This window comes from Rufibacter sp. DG15C, assembly GCF_001577755.1.
Lineage (GTDB): Bacteria > Bacteroidota > Bacteroidia > Cytophagales > Hymenobacteraceae > Nibribacter.
This window is the reverse complement of record NZ_CP010776.1, coordinates 1183510-1199991: the sequence shown is the minus strand read 5'-3', so window position 1 is coordinate 1199991 and position 16482 is coordinate 1183510. Positions and strand designations below refer to the sequence as shown.

The following is a 16482-nucleotide window of genomic DNA, read 5'->3' as shown; positions in this document are numbered from 1 at the left end:
GTTTTATTATCGCCAACTTAAGTATTTAATTACCTCTTCCCCTTCATCACCCACACCACACTCGTATTGCCATTCCTATCCTCTGAGGACTTCAAGAATAACAGTTCATGCAGTTTGCCTAGGCGCCAATCTTCTACCAGGTTGTCATAGAACTTACTTCCGGGGTTGCCGCTTTGGCCGCCGGGGTACACGCCATAAGCTTTTACTTGGGGGCCCATTTCTACCACCATCCGCCAGGACGGACCGTGGCTACCGTTGAGGGCGTTGATGGAATTGGCGCTCCCGCCAGTAAACAGCTTCTGCCCGAAGCCCGGCAATCGCGCCATGTGCCCAATGCTGGAATTCTTGTGATGTCCCCACTGCCATTGGTCAGTTACCGCGCCGTAGTCTTTGGTCAGGGTGTCCAGCGCTTGGGTAAAGGACAGCCGAACGATGTCTTGCATAGTCTCCTTTTGCGGCGTAGAAATGTCATCAAACCATTTGGCGGTGGGTTCCTGTAAGAGCATCTGTACGGTTCTGTCCCGGGCCGGTACTTTGAAATTCTCTATCGGAAACTCGTCTCGCCAGGTGTTGCGCGTAAGGGCCTTCCACCATTCCTCAAACAATGAAGGCGCGACGGCTTCGGCTACATATTGGTACTTCCAAGTGCTAAATGCTTGGTAGGCTTTCTGCTGCGCAGGTGTGAAAGCGCTTGGGTCCAGTTGCTTTAAAAGGGTGGGCAGGACGTTCTGCGCGTGTACATTGAAGTTGTCTAGTTGCAGGCGCTGGAAACTGTCTGGTGCGGCCTTGGTCATGGTGGCCAGGCGCTGGTTGATGCGGGCCCCGCGCTCATACCCGGCAAACGAAGCCCCTAGATAATACGGATAGTCCTTGGGCGAGACGGGAGATTGGTTCGCTGAACTCACAAAGCCCCGCGTTGGGTTCAAGACCTGCGGCACCTGGTCCATGGGAATCCAGCCTTGCCAATCGTGGGTGGGGTTAGTGCCGTCCAGCAGGTACTGGCCCTGGCCTTTCCATTTGTTGGGGAAGAGCCCATTGGAGATAATGGCAATGTTCTGGCTATCGGCGTAAACGAAGTTGAAGGCCGGAGCTGCCCAGGTAGTCAAGGCTTTTTTGAAGGCTGGGTAATTGGTGGCGCGGTTTACGCCGTGCAAGGCCATGAGCTCGTTTTGGGTGTCATGGGCGGTCCAGCGCAGGGCATGACCAATGGGCGTGGTGGCTTCGCGGTACGGGGTCTCATTAGGCAGGTAGGCCACGGGGCCGTGGTGCGTGTAGAGAACGGTGTCTATTTTGGAGGCCTTGCCTTTGATTTTGATTTCCTCCAGCACGCGCTTGATGGGCTTCCATTGGTTGTCGTGCCAGTACTCCCGGCGGGTGGCGTCCTTGAATTTGACTTCGTACCAGTCCATCACATCTGAGCCCACGTTGGTCATGCCCCAGGCTATGTGCTCATTAAAGCCAATGCCCACACCCGGCGCCCCCGGAATCATCACCCCGTACACGTTCACGCCCGGCGCGTGCAACTGCACCGCGTGCCAGATAGACGGCAAGCTCAGGTTCAAGTGCGGGTCTGAGGCCAGCAAGGGGTAGCCGTTGGCGGTGCGCGCGCCCGCCACGGCCCAGTTGTTACTGCCCAGGTTTTCGGGCTTCTGGCGTTCTAGTTGATGTGAGGCCAGACCGGCCACAAACTCTGCCGGGGTTGTTGGAACGGGCATTGGCTTAAAACTTATTGGCGTGCCTTCCGGAATGATGGGTTCTTCCCGGAAGGGATACTCAGGGAACAGGTCTTTCATGACGGTACTCCCGTACTTGCGCAGGTTGTTGGTCATGCGCAAATCATCTGAAAAGCCGGTCATGTCATAGGCCAGCATCTTCAAAAGCAGCGCGGTTTTAAAAGGCGTCCAGGGCTCTGGCGCGTATTTCAAAAGCTTATACTCCAACGGGTACTCCCTTGGCGAAAGCTGTTGGATGTAGGCGTTGACTCCGGCGGCGTAGGCATCCACAATTGCTTTGGAGGCGGGGGCTGAGGCGAATTTTTGCAGAGACTCCCTGGCAGATTTCATCATGCCCATGCGGCGCTGGTACTGATCCATGGCCAGGGTCTGGTCACCGATAATCTCTGAGAGCCGACCGGCCGCAGCGTGGGTCATGAACTCCATCTGCCAGAGTCGGTCTTTGGCCGTGACGTAGCCCTGGGCCAGGTACAGGTCATGGTCGTTCTGCGCAAAGATGTGCGGCACCCGTAGCGAGTCAAACCGAATCTGCACCGGCGCCCGCAGTCCCTCTATGGTCAAATCCTGAGACACAAAATCCCCGTCCCGCTCACTGTTCAGCCAAAACCCTTCATACGGGCTCAGGAACGGTCCCAGCGCCGGCACCACGCCGTAGGTTCTGTTGAGTCCATAGAGTACCAGTACTGCAAGGAAGGTGGCCAGAGCCGCTTTCAACCATTTCATAGAAGCAGAAAACAAAAGGATGCGTCCTGAAAGATAGCCGTTCCGCTTTCAGCGGACAATTAAATAGTAGAAATTAAGAATTAGAAATAGGATGACGCATTCCGTCCCCTTTCGAAGGGGGTAGGGGGATGACTACTAGGACGGTTGCATAGCAAAGAACTGTTACTAAAATCAGATTCGTAGATTCTCCCCTTGAGGATTGCCCAAACGAGAGTTTGAGGCAGCGAGCGGTAGCTCTGTAGAGGGATGTTTACATCAGCAGTTTTACATCAGCAAAAGAAAGCAATGCGTGGGAGACAAGGCACTGCCTTGTCTCTACATTATCTCAAACATCAGCCCTCTCATCCTAGCATTCTCCCTCTAGGAGTAGGGACTGCTCACAAGCATTTTTGGCCTCTTTCCCAGAAAACAGGTCAAAAACGCCACTCAAACAAAAAGCCCAAGCGGTGGGCTTCGGCTTTTTCTGTTCTTATCAAAAAGAATGTATTAAATGTCTCCTTTGGTTTTGTTGGTGCCTCTGATGGGTTGGCGTTTCCCCTGGCCTTGTTCCATCTGCTTGGCCAGCATGGCGGCAAACTTCTCTTGCTGGGCGGGCGTCAGGATGGCGTTGATTTCCAAGGCGCGCTTCTGGGCTTCGGCTTGCATGGCTTGGCGGTCTGGGCGGGTGCCGGGGGTGCGCAGTTTATCCATTTCCTGCACAGAGGCGGTGACAATGGCGGTGATTTTAACGGTTTGCTCTGGCGTTAAGTCCAGTTGCTTCTGGTAGCGCTGTACCTGGGCCTGGGCACGCTGCTCGGCAGTGAGGTTGGCTCTGGGGTTGCTGGAGTTGGCCTGCTGGGCGAAGGCGGTGGTGCCCATCAAGAAAAGTGAGAACGCAAAGGCCAACCGGGTGACTTTCTTAAATGTCTTCATACTAGATAAGGGGATTAAAGGGTTTACAGCTTAGAACGAGAAACGGACCGAAGGTTAATATACACCCAAAAATTTATTTCTAGGGGCAAGGCAATCAGGCCAATAGAATTGATTTCCGTTTTTTTGAGTTAATTTTAAGGACGATTCAATTTTTGAGTACGCCAAACCAACCAAACGGACCCTTACTTTTTTTAACGCTTTTTGAATGAAACGCTTATTGTTGAGTACCCTGTTGCTGGGTGCCGGCCTCACCGCCGCCGCGCAGAGCAACAAGATTGCCTTCACAGAATATGACCTGCCCAACGGTCTGCATGTGATTCTGCACCAAGACAAAACCACGCCCACCGTTGCCGTCACCATGATGTACCACGTGGGCTCCAAGAACGAAGACCCGCGCCGTACCGGTTTCGCGCATTTCTTTGAGCACTTGATGTTTGAAGGCTCTGAGAACGTGGCGCGCGGCAAATACATCAACATGGTTCAGAGCGCGGGCGGGGCCGTGAACGCCAACACCTCCTTTGACCGCACCTATTACTATCAAATCCTGCCGTCCAACCAATTGGCCTTGGGCCTTTGGATGGAAGCTGACCGCTTGAAATCTGCCAAGATTGATGAGCAGGGTGTAGAAACCCAGCGTCAGGTAGTCAAAGAAGAAAAGAAACAACGCATTGACAATCAGCCGTACGGCACCCTGCTGGAAAACACGTTCTCTACGGCGTACTCCGTGTTTCCGTACCGTTGGACGCCTATTGGCTCGGCGCAGTACATAGACCAGGCCTCTCTGCCAGAGTTCATGAACTTCTACAAAACCTACTATGTGCCCAACAACGCCACGTTGACCATTGCCGGAGACTTGGACGTGAACCAGACCAAGGCCTGGGTGGAGCAGTATTTTGGCAGCATCCCTAAAAGTAACATTCCCATCATTAGACCCAGCGTCACCGAGCCTGCCCAAATGGAAGAAGGCCGCCGCGTGATTTTTGACAACATTCAGTTGCCGGCCGTCATCCAGGCCTATCACATTCCGGCGCAGGGTACGCCAGATTCGTATGCCATCAACCTGTTGACCACGCTATTGTCAGGGGGGCAGAGCTCTCGCCTGAACAAGGCCTTGGTAGACAATCAGCAGAAAGCGGTGCAAGTGGCTTCAATCCCCATGCCGTTAGAGCACCCAGGCTTGTTCATCAACCTGGCCATTGCCAACATGGGCGTAGACGCACAGGAATTGGAGCGTGCTCTAGATACAGAAATTGAACGCGTGAAAACCGAGCCCATCACCGATCAGGAGTTCCAGAAACTGCGCAACAAGATTGAAACCGAGTACATCAACAGCATTTCTACCTTAGAAGGCCGCACCGAGAAACTGGCGTCTTACCACGTGCTCTACAAAGACACCAACCTCATCAACACCGAGCTGGACAAGTTGCTAGCCGTGACCAAAGAAGACATTCAGCGGGTGGCCAACCAGTACCTCACCAAAGAAAACCGCGTGGTGTTGCATTACCTGCCAAGGGGTAGATAATTTGAAGATGTGCAGATTTGAAGATTTGAAAATGAGCCGAGTAAGAATGCTGTTTCAAGCCTTCAATAGTTTCAGTTATTAGTTTAGATTTCGATGAAAAAATATATATCAATTTTCTGTTTAGCACTTTCTGCCGCGGTGGTAAACGTGGCGCAGGCGCAGCAGACTCCGCCCGTAGCGGGTCCCGCTCCTACCATTCAGTTGGGCGCGTATGAGTCGTTTGTCTTGTCCAATGGTTTAAAAGTGTATGTGGTAGAAAACCACCAACTGCCCAAAGTAGCCATGAGCTTGGTGCTGGACCGTGACCCTCTGCTGGAAGGCGACAAAGTTGGCTTGACTTCGGCGGCTGGTTACTTGATGCGCAGTGGCACCGCCACCCGTCCTAAAGACAAACTAGACGAAGAGGTGGACTTTATTGGCGCCTCCTTGAACACCAGCGCCACAGGTTTCTCCGCATCTGGCTTGAAAAAGCATCTGCCTAAGTTGATGGAACTGGCGGCAGACGTAACCTTGAATCCGCAGTTCAAACAAGAAGAACTGGACAAGTTTAAAAAGCAGATGCTGTCTAATCTTGCCGCTAGCAAAACCGATCCTGCTGCGATGGAACAAAACCTGCAACAGTCACTCCTGTTCGGGAAAAACCATCCATACGGCGGCGTAATGACGGAGAAGACCGTAGAGAACATCACCCTGGCAGATGTGCAGAAATACTATTCCACCTACTTCCGGCCGAACATTGGTTACTTAGCCATTGTAGGCGATGTGAGCGTGAAAGAAGCCAAAAACTTAGCCAAGCAGTACTTTGGTAAATGGAAGAAAGGTGATGTGCCAACTGCCACTTATCCGGCGCCTGCTGCTTTGTTAGAGAACAGAGTAGCCATAGTGGATCGTCCTAACGCGGTGCAGTCTCAAATCTCCGTGACCTACGCCGTAGACCTAAAACCCAACAGCCAAGATGTGATTGCCGCTACCTTGTTGAACAACATTTTAGGTGGTTCTTTCGCCCGCCTGGATGCCAACCTACGTGAGAAACACGCCTACACCTACGGCTCAAATTCCACGCTGTCGGCAGACAAGCTGGCGGGGTATTTCACGGCCTATGCCAACGTGAGAAATCAGGTGACGGACAGCGCCTTCACGCAGATTCTGTTTGAGATGGACCGTCTGCGCAAGGAGCCGGTACCTGCCCAAGAGTTGCAGAAAGTGCAGAGCATGATGACGGGTTCGTTCGCGCGTTCCCTGGAGAACCCGTTGACGGTGGCCATGTTCGCCATCAACACGGCCCGCTACGGCCTGCCCAAAGATTACTATGCCAACTACCTTAAGAATGTAGCCGCAGTCACGCCGGCAGATATACAAAAGGCCGCTCAAAAGTACCTGCAACCAGAGAACGCGCACCTATTGGTAGTAGGCAATGCCCGTCAGGTAGCCGGTTCTCTAAAGCGTTTCAACACCAGCCAACCTATTGGGTATTTTGACGCCTACGGTGAAAGAGCCGAGGCGCCCATCATCTCTCTGCCGCAAGGCGTGACCGTAGAAAGCGTGCTGGCCTCATACATCAAGGCCATTGGCGGACAGGCCAACATGGAGAAAGTGAAAGATCTTACCTTAAAGCGCACCATGAAAGTACCGGGCGGCGAACTGTCCATCACCCAGCAGCAGAAAGGCTTCGACAAAATGCTGATGTCTACCAAATACGGCACCGAGGAGCTGAACCGCGTCACTATCAACGGCAATCAAGGCGCACTTAACTCCCAAGGTCAAATAAAAGAACTGAGCACGGTAGAAGTACAGGACCAGAAACTGGAGGGCATTCTTCTTAGCGTGCTCAATTACGGCAACCTGGGCGTGCAACTTGCCTTGAATACCATGGAGAAAGTAGACGGCCGCGATGCCTTTAAACTGGAACTGACCCTGCCCAGCGGCAAACGCTCGTTCCATTACTTTGACCGCGAGACCGGCCTAAAGGTGCGCGAAGTAGCCACGGAGCAAACCTCCGTAGGCACCGCCAACCAAACCACCGACCTGAAAGACTACCGCGAAGTGAACGGCCTCAAGTATCCGCACCAGATTGACCTGCACGTGGGTGGCCAGGTGCTCACTTCCACTGTGACCAGCATTGAAGTCAACAAGAACCTGAAAGACGATTTGTTCAAAGTGAAGTAAGCCGTTCTTTCTAAGTTAATTTCCGCTCTCGTTTTTGGCCTCTTTTCTAGAGAAGAGCCCAAAAATGAGAGCGGTTTTTTTTGTGCTTGATCACAACTCTATCCCTCATCAGATTTGTCATCCTGAATGGATTTTGGTAGCGAACTAGACAGGCCCTAGCCATGAAATAACTATGACTCTCCTCTGGCATGAACTCTATTTCTCTCTTGGTAAACGCTACTACAGATTGGCCACAAGATTCTTTAAGGATGACAAAAGTGGAGGGGTTGCTACTTCACAGATAGAGCGGATTACCAACTTTCAGATTACAGACTGGGCAACATTTCTAACTTCTTCCTTAAGGAATTTTCCCTGCAGCCCCTGCATCGTTTTTGGTCTGATTTCTTAGAAACAAGCCAAAAACGAAAACCTTATTCCCTACCTGAAAACAACCTTGAAAGAACACTTTAAACTTGACCACATCTGGACTTGAGTGTCCACTTCTGGACAGTGGGTTGTGATGAAACAGTTTGTAATTCACTTAAAAACAAACATTTATAAGTTGGCACGGCGCTTGGATACAAAATGGTACCAAACCTGTATTAAAATGGATAGAGAATTACCACAAACCGTTGTTCAGCAAGCTAAGCGCCGCCGCCTTTGGGTGATAGGTGCCGTGGTTGTAACCGTGTTGCTGGGCGTGTTGGGCTTCCGGCTTTTGCTAGAGACCAGAGTGGCGAAATCTGAATTACGGTTTGCCACGGTTGAGATAGGCGCGGTAGAAGCATCGCTTACCGCCACCGGTACCGTGGTTCCCGAAAACGAGGAAGTCATCACCAGTCCCATTCAGGCCAAGATAGAACGCGTACTGCATACCCCAGGTGACCAGGTCGCCTCTGGCGAATCCCTTCTGCAACTAGACAAGCAACTGGCGCAAACTTCTTTTGAGAAACTGAGAGACGAGCAGCAATTGAAGCAGAACAAGACCGCTCAAGTAGAAAACGACCTTAGAAAGAACGTGAACCAACTCCGCTCCCGCTACGCCGTGCAAGAAGTGCGTGTGAAGAGCTTGCAAGCTGCCCTGGCAGACGAACAATATTTGCTGTCTATTGGTGGGGGCACTAAGGAAAACGTGAAGAAAGCCGAGCTGGATTTGAAAGTAGCCATGCTAGAGCTGAACCAACTGCAACGCCAGATTAAAGACGAGCAAGAAGCCGCCCGCATTGGCATGAAAGACGTGGGCTTTGAACTGGAGATGAAGCGCCGCGACATTGGCCAACTGCAGCGCCAACTAGACCAAGCAGACGTGAAAGCCTCGCGCAAAGGCGTGGTGACTTGGGTGAATGAGGAAATTGGCGCCACCGTCAACGCCGGAGACCCATTGGCCCGCGTAGCCGACTTGAGCAGCTTCAAAATAAAAGCCACTATTTCTGACACCTACGCCGAGCAATTGAAAGTAGGCGGCCCCATCACCGTCCGCATCAACAACACCGACATGCGCGGCGAGATTGCCAACATCCAGCCCAAGGTTGAGAACGGCATCATCACCTTCTATGTGCGCCTGCAGGAGAAAAATCACCCGTCTTTGCGGTCTAACCTAAGAGTGGAAGTGTTTGTGCTCACAGACTTCAGGCCAAATGTATTGCGCGTCAAGAACGGGCCTTTCTATACCGGTGCCAAGGAGCAAGCCGTGTTTGTGGTGCAGGGTGACAAAGCCATCCGCCGCACGCTCAAGACCGGGGCCAGCAACTTTGACTTCGTGGAACTGCAGGGAGACATCGCTGCTGGTGAGCAAATCATCCTCTCCAATACCAAGGAGTACGCGCACCTCAAGGAGCTTCACCTCACCAATAACTAGGCCTGCGTCATGAAAAAGATATTCCTTTCTCTAGTTGCGCTAGTGCTATTGTTTCAAACTACAGTGGCGCAACTGCCGGGCCGACAACTGACCTTGCAGGAAACCATTGACCTGGCACTTAAATCTTCTATAGGCGCTAAGCAGATTGCCACCAACAAAACCAGCAGTTACTGGCAGTACCGCACTTTTAAAGCCAATTACCTGCCGCAACTTTCTTTGACCGGAACGGTGCCTAATATGTCCAGAAGCATTGTGCCAGTGGTGCAGCCAGATGGAACCACAGATTTCAGGGCGGTATCTATTAGTAATTCAGAGTTGGCCTTGACGGCTTCACAAGCGGTGGGCGTGACGGGCGGGCAGTTTTTTGTGACTACGCAGAGCCAGCGCTTTGATGATTTTAACCAAGACCAGCGTCGTTACAATTCGTTTCCGGCTATCATTGGGTTCAGTCAGCCGTTGTTTGGCTACAACCAACTGGCCTGGGCGAAGAAGATTGAACCGCTACGCTATGAAGAGGCCGAACGTCAATATTTAGAAGATAGAGAGAACTTGGCCACCTCGGCTACGCAACGCTTCTTTGAAGTGCTCTTGCAGCAGGTGAATTATGACATCGCGTCTAAGAACGTGGCCAACAACCAAGCCTTGTTCAAGGTAGCCGAAGAGAAGTACCGCCTAGGCCGCCTATCCCGCAATGAGTTACTGCAATTGAAACTAAGCCTTATGAACGCGCAACTGGCGCAGGCCGAGGCCAGCACCGAGTTGAAATCCGCTACCATGCAATTTGCCGCTTATGTGGGTTTACCGCAAGGCGAAAAAATTACGGTGCTAGCGCCAGAGGAAGCCCCTACTTTACTGGTAGATGAGCAGGCCGCCTTAGACCAAGCAAAGCAAAATCGTAAAGAACGCTTCCAAAACCAGCGCAAGGTCTTGCAAGCTCAGGAAGACGTAGCCGAAGCTAGAGGCAAAGGCGGTTTTAATGCGAATCTGTATGCCACCTTCGGGTTGACCAAAAGCGCCAATAACTTTGGCGAAAGCTTCGCGCAACCCGAAAACCAACAGCAGGTAACCTTGGGCTTTAGCGTGCCGCTGGTAGACTGGGGACAGCAGAAAGGAAGAGTTAAAACGGCGCAGGCGCAACTGCAACTCACCCAATACACCGTGGAGCAAGAGCAGACTGCTTTTGAGCAGAGCGTTTTGACGCAGGTGAACCAGATAGAATTGCTGAAAGAGCGCCTTCGCATCACCGCCGCCGCAGATTCCATCGGTCAGGAACGCTATGACATCACCAAGGCCACGTTTCTGGTAGGCCGCATCAGCATCACAGACTTGAACATAGCCCTGCAAGAAAAAGACCAGGCCCGTCGGGCCTTCATCTCCGCCTTACAGGATTTCTGGGTGGCTTATTACCGCCTGCGCGCCCTTACTTTATATGACTTTGAACGCGGCCAGCCATTATTAGCCAAAGAGTAACTGTTTTTGGCCTCTTTTCCAGCAATCAGGCCAAAAACGAAATGTAAATATGCATACCACCCTTTTCAAAAGAGACGAGAAAGAAAATAGCACATTAGAAAAAACTTAGCACATCAGACTATGATACAGTTATCTAACATTGAAAAAGTCTACCGCACCAAAACCATTGAGACGGTAGCCCTCAACTGCGTGAACTTACACGTGGAACGCGGCGAGTTTGTGTCTATCATGGGCCCCTCGGGCTGCGGAAAGTCTACCCTGCTCAACATCATGGGCCTGCTGGACGAGCCTTCTGCCGGACAAGTGGTGATTGACGGACTTCCGGTGAAGACGCATTCAGACAAACAGCTGGCCAAACTCAGAAATGAGAAGATTGGTTTCGTGTTTCAGAGCTACCATTTGATTCATGACCTATCTGTGGTGGACAACGTGGAATTGCCCTTGCTGTACCGCAACATCTCAGGTTCAGAGCGCCGCAAACGGGCGTTGGAGGCTTTGGAAAAAGTAGGTTTGAGCACCCGTACGCGTCACTTCCCTAGCCAATTGTCAGGTGGGCAGCGTCAGCGCGTGGCTATTGCGCGGGCCTTGGCTGGTAACCCAGAGATTATCCTGGCAGATGAGCCTACTGGTAACCTGGACAGCGTGATGGGTGAAGAGATCATGGACATCCTGCTAAGACTCAACAAAGAGGAAGGCACCACCATTGTGATGGTGACCCATGATGAGAACATGGCGCACAAGACCAGCCGCCTTATCAGGTTCTTTGACGGACAGCAGGTAGCGGATTCTTTGGTATTGGAGGCGCAGATTTAAGACCACGGCCATGTTAAAAAACTATATAAAAATTGCCTGGAAGGTCTTGCAACGGCGCAAGTTCTTCACCTTCATCAGCCTCTTCGGGATCAGTTTCACTTTGATGGTATTGATGGTAGTGACCTCGCTCTTTGACCATGTCTTCGGGCCCCAGATGCCAGAGCGCAATACCGACAAGCTGTTGTTTGTGAACATGATGCGCGAGCAGGGAGAGCAGGGATTTAGCAGCAGCGGTCCGCCCAGTTACTATTTTTTGGACCGATATGTGAAGAAACTGCAAACGCCAGAGAAGGTCTCTATCAACTCAGTGTTCATCACGGTTAACAGTTATGTGAACAACCAAAAGCTGGCCTTGGATCTTAAGCACACAGACCGGGCGTTCTGGGAGATTCTGGATTTTGAGTTTCTGGAAGGCCGGGCCATCAATGAGCAAGAAATTGCCAATGCCAGCCACGTGGCAGTCATCAATCAGAATACCCGTAAAAAGTACTTCGGGGATGCCGCGGCCATTGGCCAGGACATAGTGGTAAACCAAGTCAAATACAAGGTGATTGGCGTGGTGAAAGACGTGCCCGTGCTACGGCTCAACTCTTACGCTGATGTGTGGGTGCCCATTACGTTGCGTCAGAATGAGTTCAAGAACGACGGTTTGCGCGGTACCTTTTTCGCCATTATCCAAGCCAAGCAACCGAGTGACCTGTCAAAAATCAAGGACGAGTACGCTCAGATGATGACCCAGGTGGAGATTAAGAACCCTAAGGAGGTGTCCACGCTCTATTCCTTCCCGGACACAATCCTGGAAACCTTTGCGCGCACTTCCCTGGGAAAAGGCGAGAAGTCAAATGTGGCCCTGTTCTATTCCCTGCTGGCCCTGGCCGCCTTCTTGTTCATGCTCTTGCCTACCATTAACCTGGTGAACATCAATATTAGCCGCATCATGGAGCGGTCCTCTGAGATTGGGGTTAGAAAAGCGTTTGGTGCTTCGTCTAAGGTGATTATTGGTCAGTTTGTGGTAGAAAACGTGTTCCTGACCTTGATTGGGGGTATGGTGGGTTTGGCTTTGTCTCTGGGCGTCATGCACCTTATTAACCAGAGCGGCATCATTGCTTATGCAGACCTGGGGCTCAATGTGCGCGTGTTTGCCTGGGGCATTCTACTGTGCCTGGTGTTTGGGTTAATTTCTGGGGTGTACCCCGCTTATAAAATGTCACGCTTAAACGCCGTTGAGGCACTGAGAGGAGGTTCAAAATGATACGCCATCTGTTTAAACTAATCTGGAACCGGAAGAAAAGTAACTTCCTGTTGATATCTGAGATTTTCTTCTCCTTTCTGGTACTGTTTGGAGTGCTCAGCTTTGCGCTCTACAACTACCATAATTACCAAAAACCGCTGGGCTTTACCCATGACAATGTCTGGCTCCTTACCATGGAGACCCGGTCAGATTCTACTGCCCAGAACGCGCAGATTCAAGAGCAGATTATGCAGCGGGTGCGTAGTTTCCCAGAAGTGGAACATGCCGCTTTATCCAGTAGCAATGCGCCTTTCTCTTTCTCTACCATGAACAACAAGCTTTCTTACGGCAACGTGAAAGAGCTGTACGCCAACCAATATGACGTAGAAGATCCGTATAAAGACGTGTTAGGGTTGAACGTGGTGCAGGGCCGCTGGTTTGGGCCGCAGGATGGGACTAGTTTGCACCAACCCATTGTGATTAACCAACAATTGCAAAGGGAACTGTTCAACGACGAAGACCCCATTGGAAAGCTCCTGCCTATCAATGACTCTACCCAGTACCAGGTGATTGGAGTGATGGATTATTTTAGGGCTTCTAGTGAATACAGTGCAGAAGAAGGCGCATACTTTACCCGCATCAAACGTGGCAAAGATGATTACCAATGGAACAGCCTTTTAATTAAGGTAAAACCAGGCACAGACATCGCCTTTGAAGAAAAAATGATGCGCGAGCTGGGTCAGATTGCCAAGGGCTGGACCATGGACGTTTCTACGCTGGAGAAGATGCGCCAGAACAAAGCCAATTTCACGTTAGTGCCTTTGATTGCGCTGGCCGTGGTGTGCGGGTTCTTAGTGTTCAACGTGGCTTTGGGTTTGTTTGGCGTCCTGTGGTACAACATCAACAAGCGTACAGGAGAGATTGGCCTGCGCCGCGCCATGGGGGCCACTACGCGCCAGATCAGGGCTCAGTTTGTGGGCGAAGTGGTGGTGCTGGCTTTCTTTGGGGTGATGCTAGGGCTGTTGCTGGCCGTGCAGTTTCCGTTGCTGGATGTGTTTCAGTTGTCTTCAGAGATTTACTGGCAGGGCATGGCCTTGGCGGGCGTGTTCATCTTCCTGCTGACCGCGCTCTGCGCCTTGTACCCAAGCCGACAGGCCTCAGGCATACAGCCGGCTGTGGCCTTGCACGAAGAGTAAACCACGGTCCTTCTTTTTGGGAGGGTGTTTTTATAAAGCGTTTTTGGCCTGTTTTTCAGAAAACAGGCCAAAAACGCTACCTTCATCTTATCTATTCCTAATAGTGTCTTTCTCTCCAGTGCCATGATCCTTATCATTGACGATGACGTTGCCGTACGGGCCTCTTTAAGTCTCTTGCTCAAGCAGGCCGGCTACACTACGGTGCAGGCCGCCAACCAGCCCGAGGCCCTGCAGGCGGCCGCCAAGCACCGGCCGCAGCTGGTGCTCATGGACATGAACTTCTCCATGGAAACCACCGGTGAGGACGGGCTGGAGCTCCTGGGCAAATTAAAGGAATTGTATCCGGCCATCCCGGTCATTCTGATTACCGGTTGGGGTTCCATCAACCTGGCCGTAGAGGGCATCAAAGCCGGCGCCTCTGATTTCATCACCAAACCTTGGAACAACGACTACCTGCTCCAAGCCATAAGAACGGCTATTGACCTGTCCCTACCTGCCCGCGAAGCCGCCACTGATAAACTTACCCGCAAAAAGCTGGACGAGCTCTATGATTTCTCCATGATTGTAGGCGAAGACGCGGGTTTGTTGCAGGTGTTGCGCAACGTAGGGCAGATTAGTGCCACAGATGCCTCTATCTTGATTGAGGGCGAAAGCGGCACGGGCAAGGAACTCATCGCCGAGGCCATCCATAAAAACAGCCACCGCGCCAAAGCGCCCTTCGTGAAGGTGAACCTAGGCGGCATCTCAGCCAGTCTGTTTGAAAGTGAGATGTTCGGGCACCGCCGCGGCGCGTTCACAGATGCCAAAGCCGACCGCGTGGGCCGTTTTGAGATGGCCAACAAAGGCACCATCTTCTTAGACGAGATTGGTGAACTGGACCTCTCCAGCCAGGTAAAACTCTTACGTGTACTCCAGGATAGAACGTATGAAGTACTCGGCGACAGTCGTTCCCGCAATTTGGACATACGCGTCATCTGCGCCACCAACCGCGACCTCCGTGAGATGGTCTTGGAAGGCAAGTTCCGGGAAGACCTTTATTATAGAATCAACCTTATCACCGTGCGCCTGCCAGCCCTGCGTGAACGTCCTCAGGATATTCCCTTGCTGGTGCAGCACTTCGTGAACAACCTCAAGAAGACGTACCATAAACAGGAACTGGAGGTGAGCACCAAAGCCTTGGCTTGGCTCAAGGAACAGCCCTTGCCCGGCAACATACGGGAGTTAAAGAACTTGGTGGAGCGCACCGTACTGGTGTCTGGCAAGAGCCTACTCACTGAAGATGACTTCCTGAACCAACTGCAGGGCGGCTTGCGCAAGCAGGAAGACAAAGCCTTACCGTCTGTGGGTGCCATGACCTTAGATGAACTGGAGGCCAGCATGATCAAAAAGTCTATGGCCCATTATAATAACAACGTAAGCAAAGTGGCCAAAGCCCTGGGCGTAAGCCGCGGTTCTTTATATAGAAGGCTGGAGAAGTTTAACATCCCGTATGACGCTGCGGAGTAAGTTCATCCTTACCATGGCGTTGCTGTACCTGGCCATGGGCGTGCTGGCCTGGCAGCTGTTGCGCTTTGACAAAGTGCTGTTTGTTGTGGCGGAGGGCTTGATTGTCATCAGTCTGGTGTTCACCTACCGGTTGTACATGTCCTTCGTGCGGCCCATGAACCTGATTGCCGCCGGCGTGGAGTCCATCAAAGACCGCGACTTTTCCATCAAGTTCATGGAGACGGGCCAAAAGGAAGTAGACCAACTCATTTCTGTCTATAACCAGATGATGGATGAGTTGCGGCAACAGCGCGTAACCCAAACCGAGAAGCATTTTCTGCTGGAGCGCCTCATTGAAGCCTCGCCTTCAGGCATCATCCTATTAGATACCTATGACCGCGTGGCTGGCTTGAACCCAGCGGCGGCGCAGCTATTGCAGACCTCGGGCAAGAACGTAGTAGGGAAAGCGCTGGGCGAACTGCCTGGCCACTGGGGCAACTCCCTGGAAAGCATTCCTAAGGACGAGCAGCGCGTCATCAGGCCCAACGGCATCCAAACCTACCGCTGCCGCAAAATAAGGTTCCTGGATCGGGGCTACCACCGGTATTTCATTCTGGTGGAAGAACTCACGCAAGAACTCTTGGAGAAAGAGCGGAACGCCTATGAGAAGCTCATCCGGATGATGAGTCACGAGATCAATAACTCCATCGGCGCGGTCAACTCCATTTTGCATTCCTTCAAGTATTTCTCTCCGCAATTAAATGCAGACACCAAACCAGACTTTGATGAGGCGTTGCAGGTCTGCATTACCCGTAATCAGAACCTAGCCGGGTTCATGGCCAACTTCGCGAACGTAGTGCGCATACCCGTGCCGGTAAAACGACCTGTACCCTTGCATGAACTGTTGCAGGGCATTCATACCCTCATGGGACCTAGCTTTGAGCAGAAGCAGATAAGCTGGCAATGGGAACTGGATCAGGAGTCTCCTATGGTGGCCGTAGATGTGCAGCAACTAGAGCAGGTCTTAATTAACGTAGTGAAGAATGCACTGGAGGCCACGGAGCCGGGCGGTTGGGTGAAGGTGAAGACCAGTGCCTCGCCCATTGTCAAGCTGTGCATTCAGGACAACGGGAAGCCCATCACCCCCGAAGTGCAGGAAAAGCTGTTCTCGCCTTTCTTCAGTACCAAAGTAAACGGCCAGGGCATAGGCTTGACCATGGTGCGCGAAATCTTATTGCAGCACGGATTTAGGTTCTCTTTGCAGACTGGCCAGGACGGACTCACTGCCTTTGCCATAGACTTTATAGAAGCGTAAGAAGTAGCGCCTACCGTTTTTGGCCTGTTTTCTGGAAATAAGGTCAAAAACAGCCTGTCACCTTATATATAGAGTAAGC

General features: G+C 51.9%; 11 protein-coding genes. 9 read left to right on the top strand and 2 right to left on the bottom strand.

The genetic code is table 11. From position 1 onward, the window contains the following. Positions 1 to 29: 29 nt before the first annotated feature. Positions 30 to 2456 (bottom strand): penicillin acylase family protein, encoded by a 2427-nt coding sequence (locus tag TH61_RS05010; protein ID WP_066512538.1) that lies wholly within the window; start codon positions 2454 to 2456, stop codon positions 30 to 32. Between the two features lie 486 nt (positions 2457 to 2942). Beyond that, a complete protein-coding gene (locus tag TH61_RS05005; RefSeq protein ID WP_066506627.1) occupies positions 2943 to 3368 on the bottom strand; it encodes a hypothetical protein in 426 nt (141 codons plus the stop codon). A 205-nt stretch (positions 3369 to 3573) separates the two neighbouring features. On the opposite strand from TH61_RS05005, the gene TH61_RS05000 reads away from it, so the two are divergent. The 9 genes from TH61_RS05000 to TH61_RS04960 all read left to right on the top strand — a co-directional run bounded on the left by TH61_RS05000 (position 3574) and on the right by TH61_RS04960 (position 16403). Beyond that, positions 3574 to 4890 carry a pitrilysin family protein gene (locus TH61_RS05000; RefSeq protein ID WP_066506625.1) on the top strand — a complete coding sequence of 439 codons (1317 nt, stop codon included), beginning with the start codon at positions 3574 to 3576 and terminating at the stop codon, positions 4888 to 4890. A gap of 93 nt (positions 4891 to 4983) precedes the next feature. Continuing rightward, positions 4984 to 7056, top strand: coding sequence for an insulinase family protein (locus tag TH61_RS04995; RefSeq protein ID WP_071887780.1), 2073 nt, complete (start codon positions 4984 to 4986; stop codon positions 7054 to 7056). Between the two features lie 586 nt (positions 7057 to 7642). Further along, positions 7643 to 8893, top strand: a complete 1251-nt coding sequence (locus TH61_RS04990; protein ID WP_066506620.1) for an efflux RND transporter periplasmic adaptor subunit — start codon at positions 7643 to 7645, stop codon at positions 8891 to 8893. Between the two features lie 9 nt (positions 8894 to 8902). Next, entirely contained in the window at positions 8903 to 10363 is a 1461-nt protein-coding gene (locus TH61_RS04985) for a TolC family protein (RefSeq protein WP_066506618.1), read from the top strand. A 120-nt stretch (positions 10364 to 10483) separates the two neighbouring features. After that, a complete protein-coding gene (locus TH61_RS04980; protein ID WP_066506616.1) occupies positions 10484 to 11176 on the top strand; it encodes an ABC transporter ATP-binding protein in 693 nt (230 codons plus the stop codon). 10 nt (positions 11177 to 11186) lie between these two features. After that, positions 11187 to 12428, top strand: a complete 1242-nt coding sequence (locus tag TH61_RS04975; RefSeq protein WP_066506614.1) for an ABC transporter permease — start codon at positions 11187 to 11189, stop codon at positions 12426 to 12428. Further along, positions 12425 to 13603, top strand: coding sequence for an ABC transporter permease (locus tag TH61_RS04970; protein WP_066506612.1), 1179 nt, complete (start codon positions 12425 to 12427; stop codon positions 13601 to 13603). Before TH61_RS04975 ends, TH61_RS04970 begins: the two co-directional genes overlap by 4 nt. Before the next feature lie 123 nt (positions 13604 to 13726). After that, complete coding sequence (locus tag TH61_RS04965) at positions 13727 to 15109, top strand: sigma-54 dependent transcriptional regulator (protein ID WP_066506610.1); 1383 nt, start codon at positions 13727 to 13729, stop codon at positions 15107 to 15109. After that, positions 15093 to 16403: a PAS domain-containing sensor histidine kinase gene (locus tag TH61_RS04960; protein WP_066506608.1), complete on the top strand. Its 1311-nt coding sequence runs from the start codon at positions 15093 to 15095 to the stop codon at positions 16401 to 16403. Before TH61_RS04965 ends, TH61_RS04960 begins: the two co-directional genes overlap by 17 nt. Positions 16404 to 16482 lie beyond the last annotated feature (79 nt).